Here is a 16,751-nt window from a genome sequence, read left to right as displayed (position 1 = left end):
AAAGGCTCACCGTCCGATTGTTCCGCAATCTCGCCGCGGCGGTGCGTCCGTCGGCGGGCGCGTCGGTCATCCTCGGCGCGGCGCTTCTCGGCGGGTGCAGCAGCACGAACGACCTCGGCCGTGCGCCGGCCATGACCTCCGTCGGCGCGGGGCTCAACGTGAACCGCGCGCCGCTGCCGGGCAGCTTTCCGACATGGAACGGGCATGCCTATCATTCGCTGTGGGGCCAGCCGGGCCAGGCCCTGTTTCAGGATCCCCGCGCCACCAATGTCGGCGATATCGTGACCGTCATCATCTCCATCGACGACGAGGCGCAGTTCGACAACACCACGGAGCGCCGGCGCGCATCGAATGCCAATCTCGGCCTCGATCTCGGCTTCAGCACGCCGTCCCACAGCACCAGCCTGTCGGGAGACGGAAGCATCGTTTCCAACAGCCGTTCGAGGGGCGAAGGATCGATCGACCGATCGGAAAAGCTGCGTCTGTCGGTCGCCGGGGTGGTGACGGAGGTGCTGCCGAACGGCAACCTGCTCATCAGCGGCTCTCAGGAGGTGCGCGTCAACCATGAGTTGCGCGTGCTGAACATCGCCGGCATCGTCCGGCCCCGCGACATCTCGCGCAATAATACCATCGCCTACGAGAAAATCGCGGAGGCGCGTGTCTCCTATGGCGGACGCGGCCGGCTGATGGAGGTCCAGCAACCGGCGCTCGGCCATCAGATCTACGACGCGCTGACGCCGTTCTGATTTCCCGCTTCCGCCCGCACGCCCGTTTCATGGGAATATCATGGCCGAACTCGTTGTCGCAGACGCCGCCCTCCCCGCTCCCGTCAATCCTCCCAAGGGCGGAGCGCGCGCTATCGTCCTGGCGGTGCTCCTGTTGACCGTGCTCGCGATCCTCCTGGGCGGGGGCATCGGCTATCTGATGTCGAACACCATTGAAAAGAACGTGCTGAGGAAAGAGGAGGCGGCGGAGGCGGCGCGCCGCACGTCGCCCCCCCAGAGCTACACGGGCGACATCGCGTTGGTGAAGCTCGAACCGATCACGACCAATCTCATGTCACCCGAAAACGTCTTCATCAGGGTTGAGGTCTCCCTCGTCGTCGGCGGCGGTGTCGCGGCCGATCGCAGCCGCATCGCGCAGCTCTCGGCGGAAATATCACAGGATATTCTCGCCTTTCTGCGCACGGTGAGCGTGGCGCAACTGCAAGGTCCCTCCGGCTTACAGAATCTGCGCGAGGATCTGAACGACCGTGCGAACATCAGATCCGAAGGCAAGGTCCGCGAACTGATACTCGAAACGATGGTCGTCCAGTGACCGGTCGCATCCTTGGGCGGCGAGCGCTCCTCCTCGCCGCCGTCTTCGCCGCGACGACATTGCCGGCGCTGGCGCAGATACCGGATCTTTCCACGCTGGTTCCCGCAGGCGACGGCACGGCCTCCGGGCGCATCATCCAGATCGCGGCGCTGATCACGGTGCTTTCGATAGCGCCGGGCCTGCTGATCATGGTGACGAGCTTCACGCGCCTGATCGTTGCACTGTCCTTTCTGCGCTCCGGTCTCGGGCTCCAGAGCACGCCTGCCAACATCGTGCTGACCACGCTGGCGTTGTTCATGACATTCTACATCATGGCGCCGACTTTCGACCGCGCCTGGAACGGCGGCGTCCAGCCGCTGCTGGAAAACCGCATCACCGAGCAGGAAGCCTACGAGAGAATCACGGAGCCGTTCCGGGAATTCATGCTTTCGCAGGTGCGCAACAAGGATCTGCGCCTGTTTGCGGATCTCGCCGCAGTGAACTTTCCCGCCCCCCCCGCGCCCGCGCAGGAAAGCATCGTTGCCCCCGGATCGGCCGAAAACGACACGGATCGGATAGAACTGCGGATACTCATTCCAGCGTTCCTGATCTCGGAACTGCGGCGCGGCTTCGAAATCGGCTTTCTGATCGTGCTGCCCTTCCTCGTCATCGACATGATCGTGGCAACCCTCGTCATGTCGATGGGTATGATGATGTTGCCGCCGACAATCATCGCCCTGCCTTTCAAGGTCTTGTTCTTCGTGCTCATCGATGGCTGGAACCTGCTGACGGGCGGCCTCGTGCGCTCGTTCTTCTGATACGGCCCGGACAACGCGTCACACCTTCATACAGCCGCCGCGCGAGACGCATAAAGTCTTTTGCGTTGTGGCCGTTCCCCTTGCGTTCCGTGCCGCAGCCGCCTATGGTGAGCGCGCGAACGGCGGGTCCGCTCGCCGAGAGTATTTCGGCGTTTCGTTGAAACGCCGAAATACTCAATCTTGTTGATTCGACGTGCTTTCTTCATGCAAAGCAGTATCCGCTTTGCTTGAAAACGCCTTAGAGCAGTTTGCGTTCAAATCGATCCATCGAATTGAATGCAAGTTGCGGTAAAATGTAGAATTTAGAGCGACGTGACGATTCCACTTGAATGCACGCCGCTCTAGAGGATACGCGGTCGCACACGAAGGAAGTTTCCGATGACGAAGCCCGTTGTCACCGATCGCCCGGCATTTGCCTTCAACGGGTATTTCGCGCTGATCGTCAGTCTGGCCGCCCTGCTCGTCGCAGGCGGCCTCGGCGTGAGGGAACTGGCTTCGCCGCTGCCGTTCAGCGGCCCGGACAACGGCCGCATCGTGTTGCTCGCCTTGCTGGGGGTGGCGGCGCTCTACTCGTTGACCGGCACCTATTCGCTGCAACCCAACGAGGCGGCGGTGGTGCAGTTGTTCGGCGCCTATATCGGCACGGACGAAACGCCGGGACTGCGCTGGACGATCCCGCTGTTCTCGCGCACCGTGGTATCGAAGCGGCTGCAAACGCAGGAGGTGGGACCGCTCAAGGTCAACGACCGGGCGGGCAACCCGATCGAGGTCGGCGCGGTGGTGGTGTGGCGCGTGTTCGATGCCGCGCGCGCTGCTTTGCAGGTCGACAGCTACCGCCATTTCGTCGGCTCGCAGGCGGAAACCGGCCTGCGCCACCTCGCGGGCAGCTATCCCTACGATAGCTGGTCCAGCGGAACGACGCCCGCCACTCTCGCGGCGGGCGATGAGTCCGTCGCGGCCGCGCCCTCGGCAGACATCACAGCTCTGCGGGACGGCGGCGAGGCGCTGGTGGAGGAATTGACCCATCAGGTCGCGCAGCGCCTTGCCCCTGCGGGAATCGCGGTGGACGAGGCGCGCCTCACGCATCTGGCCTATGCGCCGGAGATTGCACAGGCGATGCTGCGTCCGCAGCAGGCCGCCGCCGTGATCGCCGCGCGCGAGATCATCGCCGAAGGCGCGGTCAGCATCGCCATCGAGGCGGCCAATACGCTGGCGAAGCACGGCGTGAGTTTCGACGATCAGGAAAAGGCGCGCATGATCGGCAACATCCTCACCGTTCTCGTGTCCGACAAGGATGCCTCTCCCGTTCTCAATATCGGCGCTCACCGCCCCTCGTGACTTCCGCGGAGCAAAGTCGTCATGCGAAACATAATCCGAATCGCCTGCGCGCTCGCGCTTTTCTGCGGCCTGGGCAGCGGCGCGCCGGCTGCGGAAGGCAATCCGGCGCTGATCGGCGAATTGCGCCTGCCCACCGGCCTCGCCATCGGCGGCGTGCCTTTCGGCGGCATTTCCGGGCTGGACTATGATCCGCACAGCGGCCTGTTCTATGCCGTTTCCGACGATCGCGCCGAAAACGGCCCGGCACGCTTTTACAAGCTGAAGCTCACCTTCGCGCCGCGCGGCGGCCTCGCCGTCGACATCGTGGACACGGTGGCGCTGCGGGGCGACGGCGGCGCGCTCTTCGCGGCGAAGGACGTCGATCCCGAAGGCATCAGCCTCGATCCGCGCACCGGCCTCATCGCCTGGTCCAGCGAGGGCGACAGGCAGGGCCGCCCTGCAATCGTGGAGGCGGATATCGGCGGCTACAAGCGCCGCTCCTTCGAAATCCCGGACTATTATCTGCCCGATGGCGAGCGGACCCGCGGCGTGCGCGACAATCTCGCTTTCGAGGGCCTGTCCCATGCGCCCGATGGCGGCACGCTGTTCGCGGTTATCGAAAACGCGCTGGTGCAGGACGGCGACAAGGCCACCTTGCGGGACGGGAGCCCCGTGCGCATACTGGCGCTCGATCCGCAATCCGGGCGCGCGCGGGCCGAATACGTCTATGTCACGGAGCCGATCCCGCGCGCCGCGACGGGCGTGCCGCCCTATGCGGACAACGGCGTCTCGGCCGTTCTCGCGCTCGATGGCGGGCGGTTGCTGGTGGTGGAGCGCAGCTTCGCCATGGGCTACGGCAACACGGTAAAGGTATTCGAGGCGTCCCTCGATGGCGCGACCGACGTGCTGGGTCGCGCATCGCTGCGCGAGGGCGTGCATACGCCTGTGGTCAAAAAGCATCTGTTCACGTTGGAGGAAGGCACGTTCGGACTCGATCTCGACAATATCGAGGGCCTCAGCTTCGGCCCGGAGGTCGATGGCCGCAGAACGCTGGTGCTGGTTTCCGACAACAATTTCAACCCTCGTGGGCAGGTCACGCAATTCATCCTTCTCGCCTTCGACCCGGACAAGCCTTCACCGTGAGGATGGCGGATCGACCGGCAGGACAATAAAAGAAACGACATGACCGTTCTGGAGCAGGTCCGCGATTTCATCGTGTCACGGTCCCCGCGTTCCGTGTGCGACGATTGCGTCACCACGGCGCTGGGGCTTTCCGTGCGCCAGCATGCCAATCACAAAACGCGTGAACTTGCCGCCGCCCCCGTGTTCGAACGCCGTAAAAATACCTGCTCGATATGCGGAGCCGCGAAAATGGTTATCAGCTATACTCCGTCCATACGGGGCGGCGCGGCCGCAGGATAAGGGCATGGCTTTTTCGGAAAACGAAATCGAACGCTACGCGCGCCATATCGTCATGCGCGATGTCGGCGGGCCGGGGCAGGCGAAGCTGAAGCGCGCGCGCGTGCTGGTCATCGGCGCGGGCGGCCTCGGGGCGCCGGTGCTGTCTTATCTCGCGGCCGCCGGTGTGGGGCATATCGGCATCGTCGACGACGACGCCGTATCCCTGTCCAACCTGCAACGGCAGGTGATTCACGGCACGCCGGACATCGGCCGTCCCAAGACCGACAGCGCCGCCGACGCTCTCGCGCGCCTCAACCCCCACGTCACGGTGATACGCCATCCGGTGCGGCTCGACGCCGGCAATGCCGCCGACATCATCGGGCAATACGATGTCGTCGCGGACGGTTCGGACAATTTCCCGACCCGCTATCTCGTCGCCGACGCCTGCCAAGCGGCGCGCAAACCGCTCGTCATGGGCGCGCTCGGCCAGTTCGACGCCTCGCTCACCACGCTGCGCCCCTTCGAGACAGGGCCGGACGGCGCGCCGAATCCCTCCTACCGCACGTTGTTCCCGGAGCCGCCGCCGCCCGGCAGCGTGCCTACCTGCGAGGAGGCCGGCGTGCTCGGCGCGTTGCCGGGCGTCGTCGGCAGCCTCATGGCGATCGAGGTGGTGCGCGCCGTCGTCGGCTTCGGCGAGCCGCTTGTCGGCCGACTGCTCATCATCGACGCCTTCACGATGCGCTTCGAGACGATCAGGTATTGATTCGCCGGATCGCGGCGATCGCGTGCCCCGTTTGCGCGCGAATGCGCTCCGTGGCCTGCGCGAGCGGCTCGCTGACGACGGTCATGTGATGGCCGCTGGCGTGCAGCAGGGTGTGCGCATCGCGCAGGATGCCCACATGCCCCGGCCAGAACACGAGATCGCCCCGCCGCGCCTCCGCTTCCGCCGGCAACGCGCCTCCGAGCTGTTCCCGCTGCGGGCCGGAATCGCGCGGAGCGTCGATGCCGCAGGCGGCCAGCGCAACCTGCACGAGGCCCGAGCAGTCGATGCCGAGCGCCGACTTGCCGCCCCACAGATAGGGCGTTTCCAGAAAACGTTCCGCCACCGCGACGAAATCGCCGGGCAGCGGATCGTCGACGGGCGCGAGATGCGCCGCATGGACGAAGCCGTCGCCGTAGTCGCGCGCGATACGGATGAAACCGTCGCCGCGCGCCCCCCCCCGCACGAGGCCCGCCAGCGGCAGGGCATCAAGCGGCGGCAACCTGATCGAAGGCCCGGGATAGACGAAGGTGCGCAGCGCCGCCACGCGATGCGTGGGCGCGCTCGGCGCGCCGAGCGCCGCAACGGACATGAAGCCGCCGTAGCCATCCCCTTGCAGGGTGACGCGCGCCCAGCCCTCGATCTCCTCCCACACCAGCACCCGCTCGCCGATCAGCGCCTCGGTATCGAGCGCGGCGTCGGAAACGGGATTGCGCCGCAGCGGCGCGATGGCCGCCGTCACCTGCCGCAAGTCGCCATCGCCGCTCATGACGCCGTTCCATAGCGCTGCTTCAGCCAGGCGTAGACGAGGCGCGCGCCCTGCACCTCGCCGCCCTCGGGCCGGCCCGGCCTGGCGGATGGCGTCCAGCCGTAGATATCGAAATGGACATGCGGCACGCCCTGCGTGAAACGGCGCAGGAAAAGCGCCGCCGTGACGGCGCCGGCGAAACCGCCGCTCGATACATGGTTGAGGTCCGCCACTTTCGACGCCAGCAGATTGTCGTAGGGCGCCCACAGCGGCAGCCGCCACACGGGATCGTTCACCGCCTCGGCGACGGCGGCGATATCGGCGGCGATGGCGTCGTCGTCGGTGAAGAAGGGCGGCAGATCCGGCCCCAGCGCCACACGGGCCGCGCCGGTCAGCGTCGCGTAATCGACGATCAGCTCCGGCGCATCCTCGCACGCCAGCGCCAGCGCGTCGGCCAGCACCAGCCGGCCCTCGGCATCGGTGTTGCCGATCTCCACGCTGAGGCCCTTGCGGCTGGGGATGATGTCGCCCGGCCGGAAGGACGCGCCGGAAATGGCGTTTTCCACGGCGGGAATCAGCACCCTGAGACGCACCCGGACGCCCGCGTCGAGCAGGAGCTGCGCCGTCGCCAGCGCGGCAGCGGCGCCGCCCATGTCCTTCTTCATCAGCAGCATCGCGCTCGACGGCTTGATGTCCAGCCCGCCGGTATCGAAAGTGACGCCCTTGCCGACGATCGTCACCTTCGGCCAGTCCGGCGCGCCGGCCGTGATGTCGATGAGGCGCGGCGCGGAAGCCGAGGCACGCCCGACGGCGTGGATCAGCGGAAAGTTGGCCGCCAGCAGATCGTCTCCCTCGGTGACGGCGAAGCGCGCGCCGTAGCGCGTGGCGAGCGCATGGGCGGCGTCGGCGAGCGCCGCCGGTCCCATATCGTTGGCCGGCGTGTTGACGAGATCGCGGCCAAGGGAAACCGCGGCAGCGAGGCGGCTCACCTCCCGCGCGTCAACGCCGTCCGGCACGACGAGCCGCGCCTCGGGCGCGCTGTCGCCGCGGTAACGGGAAAAGCGATAGGCGCCGAGCAGCCAGCCGAGCATGGCCGACGGCAGAGCCTGCGGCGCGACGCCCGACAGACGGTAGACGCCGGCCGGCAGGAGCCCCGGCAGCTTGCCGGCGAGAAACGGGTCGGGCCGCCCGCCGGCATCGCCGCCCAGCAGCACCGCGCCCAGGCCGCCGTCGGCGTCGGGCAGCAGCACGACCTTGCCCGCTTCCGGGCCGCCGCCCCCGGCCTCGAAGCCCTGCGCGGCCGCGAATCGGCGCGCCGCCGGTTCCAGCGCGGCGGCGACCTCCGGCCAGTTCCCGGCGGAGACGACATGAACGGGGATGGCATGAGCCGTAGAATCGGATACCAGAAGCGGATGCATGACGACCTTCATCGAGCGTGTTTGAAGCGGAAGCATAGTCTACAGCATTTTCGCCGCCGCCGGGCCGTCCGGGGGCGATTTGCACTGCAAGCTGCACCGTCGATTCACGCTTGCGTCACGCATGTGAGCAATACTCCCCGCGTCAAGCGACTATTCTGTATATCCGGCACGCAGGCACAGGAGCCGCCATCATGTCGTCCGAAGCGTTCTCTCTTCCACCAGCAGCGGAATTCGCGAAGAAAGCGCAGGAAAGGCGCGAAGCGGAGCGGGAGCGCCTGCGCCAGTTGCACGCCACGGGCGACGTCCAGCGTGCGGAACTCATCAATTCCCTCCTTCACACGGACAGGATCGACGTGGAAGAGGTCCTGCGGCGCGCCGGCACGCTGATCCGCTCCGCCAGCGATCTGGGCCTCAACGAAGTGCTCATCTTTCGCTATCCCAGCGAAACGCTGGAGGACCACGGCCGGGCCATCATCGCCAACGATCCCGAATGGCCGGGCACGCTGCGCGGGCAGCCGCTGGCGCTGTTCAACGTCTGGAGGGAGCGCCTGAAGCCGCTCGGCTACGGCCTGCGCGTCGAGATCCTCGATTACCGCAACGACCTGCCGGGCGATGTCGGCTCATACCTGTTCTGGGGCGGCAACAGCTACTGACAGGCCATCCGGCGGAAAGCGCCGGAAAGCGCTTCGGCGGGATTGCATTTCGCGGCGAACTGGTGCATGCGGCCTGTTTTTCTCCGGCGGATGAGAATGGGCATGCAGCACAATTCCGGGCAGAACGGTTCGCCAGTTTCCCAATCGGCGTGCGGGCTCGACTTCGGCACTTCGAATTCCACACTGGGCGTGTGCGGCGCTTCGGGGCCGCGGCTTCTGGCGCTGGAGGGCGATCATGTCGCGGTTCCCAGCGCGGTCTTTTTCGGCGCGGAAGCGCAATCCGCGTTTCTCATCGGCCGCGAGGCCGTCGCCGCCTATGTGGACGGCGTGACGGGGCGTCTGATGCGGTCGCTGAAGTCGATTCTCGGCTCGGCGCTGATCGACGAGCGCACCGCCGTCTACCGCCGGCGCATCCGCTTCTCGGAAGTGATCGGCCTTTTTCTGGCGGAACTCAAGCAACGCGCCGAAGCCGCGCTGGACGCGCCTCTCGATGCGGTGGTGATGGGACGGCCGGTCTACTTCGTCGATGACGACGAGGCGGCGAATCGCCACGCGGAGGAAACGTTGCGGACGGTGGCGCAGGCCATCGGCTTCCGGGAGGTGAGCTTCCAGTATGAGCCCGTCGCGGCGGCGCTGGAGTTCGAGCGCCGGCATGTGTCCGGCGAGAAGATCGCCATGGTGGCCGACATCGGCGGCGGCACCACCGATTTTACCGTGGTGCGTCTTTCCGCCGCGGGGGAGCGGCGCGACGAGCGGGCGAGCGACATTCTCGCCAATGACGGCGTGCGCCTCGGCGGCACGGATTTCGACCGGCAATTGAGCATGCATGCCTTCATGCCCGGCTTCGGCTACCGCAGCCCGATGAAGCGCGGCGACATCGAGGTGCCCTCCGCGCCTTACTGGGATCTCTCGACGTGGTCGAGCGTGCACCAGCTCTATGATCCCAGGCGCCTCGCGGAGCTGCGGGAAGTGCGCTTCGACGCGCGCGAACCGGCGCTGATCGACCGCCTCATGAACGTGATCGAGACCCGGCGCGGCCATAGCGTGCTGATCGCGGTGGAGGAAGCCAAGATCGCGCTGTCGGACCGGGAGCGCGCCGAAACGCCGCTGGCGTGGATCGAACCCGGCCTCAGCGTGGAGGCGACGCGCGCCGGCTTCGAGGCAAGCGCCCATGCCCTGCGCGAGCGGCTGGACCGGACCGCCCGCGCCTGCGTCGCCGGCGCGGGACTGACGCCGGAAGACATCGATTACGTGTTCTTCACCGGCGGCACGAGCCAGATGCCGGCGGTGCGCGCCGCCATTCTCGCGCCGTTCGAGAAAGCGGCGGCGATAGACGGCGACCGTTTCGGCGCGGTCGGCCTCGGCCTCGCCATCGAGGCCCGCCGACGCTACGGCTGACGCGGGCTAAAGCGGCGTGCATTCAAGCGGAATCGTCACGCCGCTCTAAATTTTATACTTTACCGCAACTTGCGTTCAAATCGATCAATCGACTTGAACGCAAACTGCCATAAAGCGTTTTCAAGCAAAGCGGATACCGGTTTGCTTGAAGGAAACGCGTAAAATCGAAAGGCTTTAGCGTCAGAAAAGGTCGTTCCGCAGCGGGGCCTTGGCGACGTGCTCCTTCAGCAGCTTGCCCGTGGCGGGCTCCACCTCGCGCAGCACCACGCGATAGCCCCACAGCGCCGCGAGATTTTGCAGCACGAGCTCGACATCCTTCTCATGCAGCAGGACGCCGCTGACGGTTTCGTGCTGAAGCGTCAACTGGCGATCGCCGTCGAGATCGACATCGACGACCTGAATATCCGCCTGCTGCCAGGCGATATCGTACTGGCGGGCGAGCGCCCGCCGGATGCGGCGGTAGCCGCGCTCGTCGTGAATGGCGCCGACCCTGAGCGCCGGCTGCGCCGCGTCGTCCTCGATGTGGAACAGCCGCCACTCCCGGATGAGATGCGGGCTCAGGAACTGGCCCAGAAAGCTTTCGTCGCGATAATTCGCCCATATGTGCTTCAGCACCCCGTTGGCGTCGCCCTGGCCCGCGATGTCGGGAAACCATTCCCGGTCCTCGGCGGAGGGCGTCTCACAGATGCGGGCGATATCCTGCATCATCGCGAAGCCGACCGCATAGGGGTTGAGGCCGCTGTAGCGGGGCGAGTCGAACGTGGGCTGGGCGATGACGTTCGCGTGCGATTGCAGGAATTCCAGAAACGCGCCGTCGTTGATCGACCCCTGCGCGTGCAGACGGGTCATGATATGGTAGTGGCAGTAGGTGGCGCAGCCCTCGTTCATGACCTTGGTCTGCGACTGCGGATAGAAGTATTGCGCGATATGGCGCACGATCCGCAGCACCTCGCGCTGCCAGGGGTGCAACAGCGGCGCCGTCTTTTCCAGAAAATACAGGATGTTTTCTTCCGGCAGCCGCAGCAGCGCGCGGCGCCGGTCGGAGGCCTCGCCGACCTGGCGGACGTTCGACGCGCCGGGCACCGTGCGCCACAGGTCGTTGTACATCCGCTCCTGATGCGCGTGCCGCTCCGCCTCGCGCCGCTTCTCCGCCTTCAGGTCCAGCCGGCTGCGGCGCGGATAGCGATGCACGCCCTGGTTCATCAGCGAATGGGCGATGTCCAGCACGCGCTCAACCGCCGCGAGACCGTGGCGCTCCTCGCAGGCGGCGATGTAGCTCTTGGCGAAGGCCAGATAATCGAGAATGCCTTCGGCATCCGTCCATTGGCGAAAGAGATAGTTGTTCTTGAAGAAATGGTTGTGGCCGAACGCCGCGTGCGCGATGACCAGGGTCTGCATCGCCGCAGTGTTCTCTTCCATGATGTAGCTGATGCAGGGATTCGAATTGATGACGATCTCGTAGGCGAGCCCGCCCATGCCCTTGCGATAGATCGCCTCGTGATGGGCGAAATGCTTGCCGAACGACCAGTGCCGGTAAAGCAGCGGCATGCCGGTGGAGGCATAGGCGTCCAGCATCTGCTCGGCGGTGATCACCTCGATCTGGTTGGGATAGGTGTCGAGCCCGAGCACGGCGGCGGAAGCCTCCGCCACCGTGTCGTGGATGCGGCGGATGGTGTCGAAGTTCCAGTCGGTGCCGGAAAACAGCAGCGGACGGGTCGCGGCGAGCGTCATGATGAGCCTCCCCCCTCGATGCCGGCGCGGCGAAACAGCTCGCGGAACACGGGATAGATCTCGCGCCGGTGCCAGACCTTGCGCATGACGAAATGGCCGCCGGCCGGCACCTGGGTTTCGTAGGTGCGCCACAGGTCGGTGGTGCGCGTGATGACGCCCGGCGGCAGGTGCGCGTCGCCGCGCCCCACTTCCAGATAGGCGAAATACTGGCAGACCGGCAGGATCGCCTCGTTGACGAGCGCCGCCACCCGCGCGTTGTCGGTGCCGATGTTGTCGCCGTCCGACGCCTGCGCGACGTAGATGTTCCAGTCGTCAGGGCTGTAACGCGCGCGCACCACGGTCAGCATTTCCTCGAGCGCCGTCGAGACGATGGTGCCGCCCGTCTCGGGGCTGTGGAAGAACGTATCCTCGTCCACCTCCTCCGCATGGTCGGTGTGGCGGATGAACACCACGTCGACATTGCGGTAGCTGCGGCGCAGGAAGATATGCAGCAGCGCGAAGAAGCGCTTGGCCAGATCCTTCATGTGCTCGCTCATCGAGCCCGACACGTCCATCAGGCAGAACATCACCGCCTGCGCCACCGGGCGCGGCGTCTGCTCGTAGCGCCGGTAGCGCAGGTCGATGGGGTCGATGTAGGCGATGCGCCGGCTGCGATCCAGCAGACGGCGATGCTCCGCCGTGAGCGCCGCGAGACGCGCGGGATCGGCGCCGCTCGCCTCCAGCGCCGCGATCTCGGCCTCGATGGCGCGGATCTCCTCGCGGCCGGGACGCCGCAGGGCGATGCGCCGCGACAGCGAATGGCGCATGGTGCGCGACACCGACAGGCTCGACGGCGAGCCGGTGGTCGAATAGCCGGCGCGGCGCAGTTCCTTCGCCTCCGTGCTCGCGAGCCGGCGCTTGGCGAGGTTCGGCAGTTCGAGATCGTCGAGGAACAGGTCGAGATATTCCTCGCGCGTCAGCAGGAAGCGGAAGGCGTCCTCGCCGCTGCCCTGCCCGGCGTCCGCTCCCGCGCCGCCGCCGCCGCCCTGCGGGCGCCTGATGCGATCGCCTTCGAGATAATCGCGGTTGCCCGGCAGCACGGCGTCGCGCCGCCCGCTGCCGCCGGCGCGCCGCAGCAGCGGTTCGTGCACGCCCTCGCGCACGATGGAGACTTCGCCTCCCTGATCGAGATCCTTGATGGACCGGTTCTTGAAGTCGTCGCGCACGGCGCGCTGTACCAGATTCTTCGCCCGTTGCAGGAAGCGTTGCCGATTGGTGAAACTCCTGCCTCCGGGATTGAGGCGTCGATCGATGATATGCAAGGAAGTATCACCCCGAATGAGCGGTTGCGACCCCGGCGGCGCGGACGCCGCCGGGCATTCTCACCCTGCCTGTTTCACGCGCATGTACCATTCCACCAGCCGCCGGACCTGCCGTTCGGTGTAGCCGCGTTCGACCATCCGCTGCACGAACTCGTCGTGCTTCTTCTCGGTCTCGCCGTCCTTCTTGGAACCGAAGCTGATCACCGGCAGCAGATCCTCGACCTGCGAGAACATGCGCCGCTCGATGACCTCGCGGATCTTCTCATAACTCGTCCAGGACGGATTCGCTCCACCCCGGCTCGCGCGGGTGCGCAGGGCGAACTTCACCACCTCGTTGCGGAAGTCCTTCGGGTTGGCGATGCCCGCCGGCTTCTCGATCTTGGTCAGTTCCTGGTTGATCAGTTCGCGGTCGAGTAACTGGCCGGTGTCGGGGTCCTTGAAATCCTGATCCTCGATCCACGCATCGGCATAGGCGACGTAACGGTCGAACAGGTTCTGGCCGTAGTCGTGGTAGGATTCGAGATAGGCTTTCTGGATCTCGTGGCCGATGAATTCGGCGTAGCGCGGCGCGAGATCGCCCTTGATGAAGCCGAGATAGCGCTTCTCCGTCTCGGCCGGCAGTTGCTCCTGCCGGATCATCTGTTCGAGCACGTACATGAGATGGACGGGATCGGCCGCGATCTCGGTGGTGTCGTAGTTGAAGGTCGCGGCCAGCGCCTTGAAGGCGAAGCGCGTGGAAATGCCGTCCATGCCCTCGTCGACGCCCGCCGCGTCCTTGTATTCCTGAAGGCTGCGGGCGCGCGGGTCGACCTCGCGGATGTTCTCGCCGTCATAGACGCGCATCTTCGAGAACAGGTTGGAGTTCTCGTGCTCGCGCAGGCGCGACAGCACGGCGAAGCGCGCCAGAAGCTCCAGCGTGCCCGGCGCGCAGGCCGCATCCGACAGTTCGGAGCCGCGCACGAGCTTCTCGTAGATCTTCTGCTCCTCGCCCACCCGGAGGCAGTAGGGAACCTTGATCACGTAGATGCGGTCGATGAACGCCTCGTTGTTCTTGTTGTTCTTGAAGTTCTGCCACTCGGATTCGTTGGAGTGGGCGAGAATGACGCCGGTGAAGGGAATGGCGCCGATGTTCTCGGTGCCCACATAATTGCCCTCCTGCGTCGCGGTGAGCAGGGGGTGCAGCATCTTGATCGGCGCCTTGAACATCTCGACGAATTCGAGCAGGCCCTGATTGGCCCGGTTGAGCCCGCCGGAATAGCTGTAGGCGTCCGGGTCGTTCTGCGACAGCGTTTCGAGCTGGCGGATGTCGACCTTGCCGACCAGCGCCGAGATGTCCTGGTTGTTCTCGTCGCCGGGCTCGGTCTTGGCGATGGCCTCCTGCCGCAGCCGCGAGGGCATGATGCGCGCCACGCGGAAGCGCGAGATGTCGCCGCCGAACTCCTCCAGCCGCTTGCGCGCCCACGGGCTCATCAGCCCGGTGAGACGCCGGCGCGGAATGCCGTAATCGTCCTCCAGCCGGTCGGCCAGCGAAATGTCGAAGAGGCCTAGCGGGCTCTCGAACACCGGGCTGATCTCGTCGCCGGCCTTCAGCACGTAGACGGGATGCACCTCCATCAGCGCCTTGATGCGTTCCGCGAGCGAGGACTTGCCGCCGCCCACGGGGCCGAGCAGGTAGAGGATCTGCTTGCGCTCCTCCAGCCCCTGCGCCGCGTGACGGAAGAACGAGACGATGCGCTCGATCGTCTCCTCCATGCCGTAGAACTCCGCGAAGCTCCTGTAGGTGCGGATGGTGCGGTTCATGAAGATGCGCCCGAGGCGCGGATCGCGCGAGGTGTCGATCGTCTCCGGCTCGCCGATGGCCGCAAGCAGACGTTCCGGCGCGCTGGCGTAGAACATGGGATCACCGCGACAACCCTTGAGATAATCCTCAAGAGACATCTCGATTTGCCGACGCGCCTCGAAAGCCTGCGCATAGCGCGTGAAGAGATCGCCGTTTATCGTCATCGCTGATCCTCGACCCTGAAAAATGTTGCCGGACAGCCCCCCTGCCTCGCTCGCCCCTTGCCTCCCCGCCGTTTCGTCTTTCCTTGTGCGCGGCCGCATCGGAGCCGCACATTGATATGGGCGCACCGCCGGGAAGAATCACCCTCCCGCCGGGGAAAGCTGCGATTCAACCTGCGATTCGCTATGATTGTGATCACGTTCCGTTTCGCGCACAATCGAATTCTTCGTCAGGCTGGCGCGCATGGAGGCAGCCTCTGATGCAAAAGGCACCGCCAGCGCGCCGGCGGTGCCCTGTTTTCAGGCATCGTAAAGAGCGAGATCAGGATTTGGGCGAGAGCCGGGTGATGCGGTCGCCGCTGGCGTCGTTTTCACCACGCGCCTTGTTGATCACGAACACATGCCCCTTGCCGTCGGCGACGACATGGTTCGGGAAGCTGCCGCCGTCCAGATTGGCGACGATCTCGCCCTCGGGGCTGACGACCGTCACCGTGCCGGCGCCGCGGTTGACGACATAGGCCTGCTTCGAGACGGGATCGAAGGCGACATTGATCGCGCCGGCGCCCGTCTTCACGTCATGCAGCACCTTGCCGGATTCGAGATCGACGATCAGCAGGTTGTCGCCGCCCTGCGAAACCGCGTAAAGTCGGTTGCCGGCGCCGTCCACGGCGACGCCGATGGCGCTTTTGGCGCCCGGCAGCGGCAACACCTTCTCCACCGTGTCGGTTTTCGTGTCGATGACTGCGGCCTCGGCGGTGGAAAGGCTCACGGTGTAGAGTTTGTGATTCGCGACGTCGAGCGCAAGGCTCGTCGGCGTGAACTTCTCGCCCCTCACCTTGCTGGCGATCTCGATGTCCTTCACCTTCTCAAGCTTCTTCGCGTCGAAGACGGCGATCACGTTCTCGCCGACGGCCGAGGCATAGGCGCGGCCGCGCTCCGCATCCACGGCGACGTCGCGGGAATGGGGAACCGCATCGGCCTCGAACTGCTTCACCAGAGACAGATCGGCCTGCCGGAACACCGCGACGGAGCCGTCACGCGTCGTCGTCGCCCAGACGTTGCCTTCCGCGTCGTCGACGGCGACGCCGTAGACCGCGTGCAGATGGCCGTCTTCACGCCCGGCCACCGGCTTCGCGTCCGCCTCGGCTTCCGTGGCGAGCGTTTCGGCATTGAGCCTGAGCAGCTTCGATTCCTTCACCGGCGGACGGCCCACGGCGGAGGTGACGAAGAGCGCGTTGCCTTTGGGGCTGTAGGCGACCTGATAGAGACCGCGCACGAGCTTCCGGCTCTCGGACGCGAACTTGTCGGCCCCCGACAGCGGCACCACCGGCGAAACCTTGAGCGGCGAGACGATCGCCGCATCGGGATTCGCGACCTTGACGACGATGGGATGCTGGCCGGGCGCGGCGTCGGCCGGGATGTCGATCGTCAACTCGAAGGCGCCCTTCTCGTCCGCCGTCAGCGGCGTGCCGCCGGGATTCAGCACCGCGTCGCCGCGCGACAGGATCACCGTCTGGCCGGGCTTGAAGGCCATGCCGCGCAAGGTGGCCCTGGAGCCCGGCGTCACGACGCCGGCGGCCGACACGCGGCCGCCGAAGTCGGGATCGGGAGCGCTGAACACGGCCGTCTGCGCGATGCCGGAGGCCGGCGCGAGAACGGCAAGCGCCACCGCAAGGGCGGCAAACCCGGAACGCTGCGCAAGGAAAGCGATATGAGACTTCATGACTGGACCTTTCCGGTTCCTTGATCCCAGTAGATCTGAACGTGCGCGACAATAGATGACACTCAAACGCAAAACAAACTGATTAATTCACACTTTAATTATAACTATTATAATATCAAAAGCGGAAACAATACATTTCCACGGCTCCGGCCGTCCGAACCGGCGCGCCACACCGGGCGCGCATGC

Annotated in this window: 15 protein-coding genes; 9 read left to right on the top strand and 6 right to left on the bottom strand. The window is 65.8% G+C overall.

Annotated elements, in window-relative coordinates; translation table 11 throughout:
• Positions 1-41: 41 nt before the first annotated feature.
• The 7 genes from flgH (at position 42) to ACOYJQ_RS09995 (ending at position 5,595) form a co-directional block, all read left to right on the top strand.
• On the top strand, positions 42-746 hold the full coding sequence (gene flgH / locus ACOYJQ_RS10025) for a flagellar basal body L-ring protein FlgH (RefSeq protein WP_433458195.1): 705 nt from the start codon (positions 42-44) through the stop codon (positions 744-746).
• Between the two features lie 40 nt (positions 747-786).
• Entirely contained in the window at positions 787-1,317 is a 531-nt protein-coding gene (locus ACOYJQ_RS10020) for a flagellar basal body-associated FliL family protein (protein ID WP_433458098.1), read from the top strand.
• Positions 1,314-2,114 (top strand): flagellar type III secretion system pore protein FliP, encoded by an 801-nt coding sequence (fliP, locus tag ACOYJQ_RS10015; protein WP_433458096.1) that lies wholly within the window; start codon positions 1,314-1,316, stop codon positions 2,112-2,114. Before ACOYJQ_RS10020 ends, fliP begins: the two co-directional genes overlap by 4 nt.
• 378 nt (positions 2,115-2,492) lie before the next feature.
• Positions 2,493-3,452: an SPFH domain-containing protein gene (locus ACOYJQ_RS10010; protein WP_433458095.1), complete on the top strand. Its 960-nt coding sequence runs from the start codon at positions 2,493-2,495 to the stop codon at positions 3,450-3,452.
• A gap of 21 nt (positions 3,453-3,473) precedes the next feature.
• The gene (locus ACOYJQ_RS10005; RefSeq protein WP_433458094.1) at positions 3,474-4,574 is read left to right on the top strand and encodes an esterase-like activity of phytase family protein; all 1,101 of its coding nucleotides are present in this window, start codon (positions 3,474-3,476) and stop codon (positions 4,572-4,574) included.
• 39 nt (positions 4,575-4,613) lie between these two features.
• Positions 4,614-4,853: a hypothetical protein gene (locus ACOYJQ_RS10000; RefSeq protein ID WP_433458093.1), complete on the top strand. Its 240-nt coding sequence runs from the start codon at positions 4,614-4,616 to the stop codon at positions 4,851-4,853.
• A gap of 4 nt (positions 4,854-4,857) precedes the next feature.
• Complete coding sequence (locus ACOYJQ_RS09995; RefSeq protein ID WP_433458092.1) at positions 4,858-5,595, top strand: HesA/MoeB/ThiF family protein; 738 nt, start codon at positions 4,858-4,860, stop codon at positions 5,593-5,595.
• Here the strand turns inward: ACOYJQ_RS09995 and ACOYJQ_RS09990 are convergent.
• Positions 5,585-6,361 carry a C40 family peptidase gene (locus tag ACOYJQ_RS09990; RefSeq protein WP_433458090.1) on the bottom strand — a complete coding sequence of 259 codons (777 nt, stop codon included), beginning with the start codon at positions 6,359-6,361 and terminating at the stop codon, positions 5,585-5,587. The genes ACOYJQ_RS09995 and ACOYJQ_RS09990 overlap by 11 nt on opposite strands.
• Positions 6,358-7,758, bottom strand: a complete 1,401-nt coding sequence (locus ACOYJQ_RS09985) for a leucyl aminopeptidase family protein (protein WP_433458088.1) — start codon at positions 7,756-7,758, stop codon at positions 6,358-6,360. The genes ACOYJQ_RS09990 and ACOYJQ_RS09985 overlap by 4 nt, the downstream gene beginning before the upstream one ends.
• A gap of 191 nt (positions 7,759-7,949) precedes the next feature.
• Here ACOYJQ_RS09985 and ACOYJQ_RS09980 point away from each other — a divergent pair, with 191 nt between their 5' ends.
• Both ACOYJQ_RS09980 and ACOYJQ_RS09975 read left to right on the top strand, forming a co-directional pair.
• A complete protein-coding gene (locus ACOYJQ_RS09980; RefSeq protein WP_433458086.1) occupies positions 7,950-8,411 on the top strand; it encodes a hypothetical protein in 462 nt (153 codons plus the stop codon).
• A gap of 102 nt (positions 8,412-8,513) precedes the next feature.
• Complete coding sequence (locus tag ACOYJQ_RS09975; RefSeq protein ID WP_433458085.1) at positions 8,514-9,809, top strand: Hsp70 family protein; 1,296 nt, start codon at positions 8,514-8,516, stop codon at positions 9,807-9,809.
• 180 nt (positions 9,810-9,989) lie between these two features.
• Here the strand turns inward: ACOYJQ_RS09975 and ACOYJQ_RS09970 are convergent, their stop codons facing one another.
• The 4 genes from ACOYJQ_RS09970 to ACOYJQ_RS09955 all read right to left on the bottom strand — a co-directional run bounded on the left by ACOYJQ_RS09970 (position 9,990) and on the right by ACOYJQ_RS09955 (position 16,565).
• Positions 9,990-11,540 (bottom strand): SpoVR family protein, encoded by a 1,551-nt coding sequence (locus ACOYJQ_RS09970; RefSeq protein ID WP_433458084.1) that lies wholly within the window; start codon positions 11,538-11,540, stop codon positions 9,990-9,992.
• A complete protein-coding gene (locus ACOYJQ_RS09965) occupies positions 11,537-12,841 on the bottom strand; it encodes a YeaH/YhbH family protein (RefSeq protein ID WP_433458083.1) in 1,305 nt (434 codons plus the stop codon). Before ACOYJQ_RS09965 ends, ACOYJQ_RS09970 begins: the two co-directional genes overlap by 4 nt.
• A gap of 60 nt (positions 12,842-12,901) precedes the next feature.
• Positions 12,902-14,845, bottom strand: a complete 1,944-nt coding sequence (locus ACOYJQ_RS09960) for a PrkA family serine protein kinase (protein WP_433458081.1) — start codon at positions 14,843-14,845, stop codon at positions 12,902-12,904.
• A 319-nt stretch (positions 14,846-15,164) separates the two neighbouring features.
• A complete protein-coding gene (locus ACOYJQ_RS09955) occupies positions 15,165-16,565 on the bottom strand; it encodes a YncE family protein (protein WP_433458080.1) in 1,401 nt (466 codons plus the stop codon).
• Positions 16,566-16,751: the final 186 nt, after the last annotated feature.

This window comes from Pseudochelatococcus sp. (genome assembly GCF_050946405.1).
Classification (GTDB): Bacteria; Pseudomonadota; Alphaproteobacteria; order Rhizobiales; family Beijerinckiaceae; genus Pseudochelatococcus.
This window is presented reverse-complemented; position numbering and strand designations above follow the sequence as displayed.

What these genes read in the sequence shown, in the direction of transcription:
- ACOYJQ_RS09985 (WP_433458088.1), bottom strand. Translation starts at nt 7,758, where the DNA reads ATGCATCCGCTTCTGGTATCCGATTCTACGGCTCATGCCATCCCCGTT.
- ACOYJQ_RS09995 (WP_433458092.1), top strand. Translation starts at nt 4,858, where the DNA reads ATGGCTTTTTCGGAAAACGAAATCGAACGCTACGCGCGCCATATCGTC.
- ACOYJQ_RS09955 (WP_433458080.1), bottom strand. Translation starts at nt 16,565, where the DNA reads ATGAAGTCTCATATCGCTTTCCTTGCGCAGCGTTCCGGGTTTGCCGCC.
- ACOYJQ_RS09970 (WP_433458084.1), bottom strand. Translation starts at nt 11,540, where the DNA reads ATGACGCTCGCCGCGACCCGTCCGCTGCTGTTTTCCGGCACCGACTGG.
- ACOYJQ_RS09960 (WP_433458081.1), bottom strand. Translation starts at nt 14,845, where the DNA reads ATGACGATAAACGGCGATCTCTTCACGCGCTATGCGCAGGCTTTCGAG.
- ACOYJQ_RS09975 (WP_433458085.1), top strand. Translation starts at nt 8,514, where the DNA reads ATGCAGCACAATTCCGGGCAGAACGGTTCGCCAGTTTCCCAATCGGCG.
- ACOYJQ_RS10000 (WP_433458093.1), top strand. Translation starts at nt 4,614, where the DNA reads ATGACCGTTCTGGAGCAGGTCCGCGATTTCATCGTGTCACGGTCCCCG.
- ACOYJQ_RS10020 (WP_433458098.1), top strand. Translation starts at nt 787, where the DNA reads ATGGCCGAACTCGTTGTCGCAGACGCCGCCCTCCCCGCTCCCGTCAAT.
- ACOYJQ_RS09990 (WP_433458090.1), bottom strand. Translation starts at nt 6,361, where the DNA reads ATGAGCGGCGATGGCGACTTGCGGCAGGTGACGGCGGCCATCGCGCCG.
- ACOYJQ_RS09980 (WP_433458086.1), top strand. Translation starts at nt 7,950, where the DNA reads ATGTCGTCCGAAGCGTTCTCTCTTCCACCAGCAGCGGAATTCGCGAAG.
- ACOYJQ_RS10005 (WP_433458094.1), top strand. Translation starts at nt 3,474, where the DNA reads ATGCGAAACATAATCCGAATCGCCTGCGCGCTCGCGCTTTTCTGCGGC.
- ACOYJQ_RS10010 (WP_433458095.1), top strand. Translation starts at nt 2,493, where the DNA reads ATGACGAAGCCCGTTGTCACCGATCGCCCGGCATTTGCCTTCAACGGG.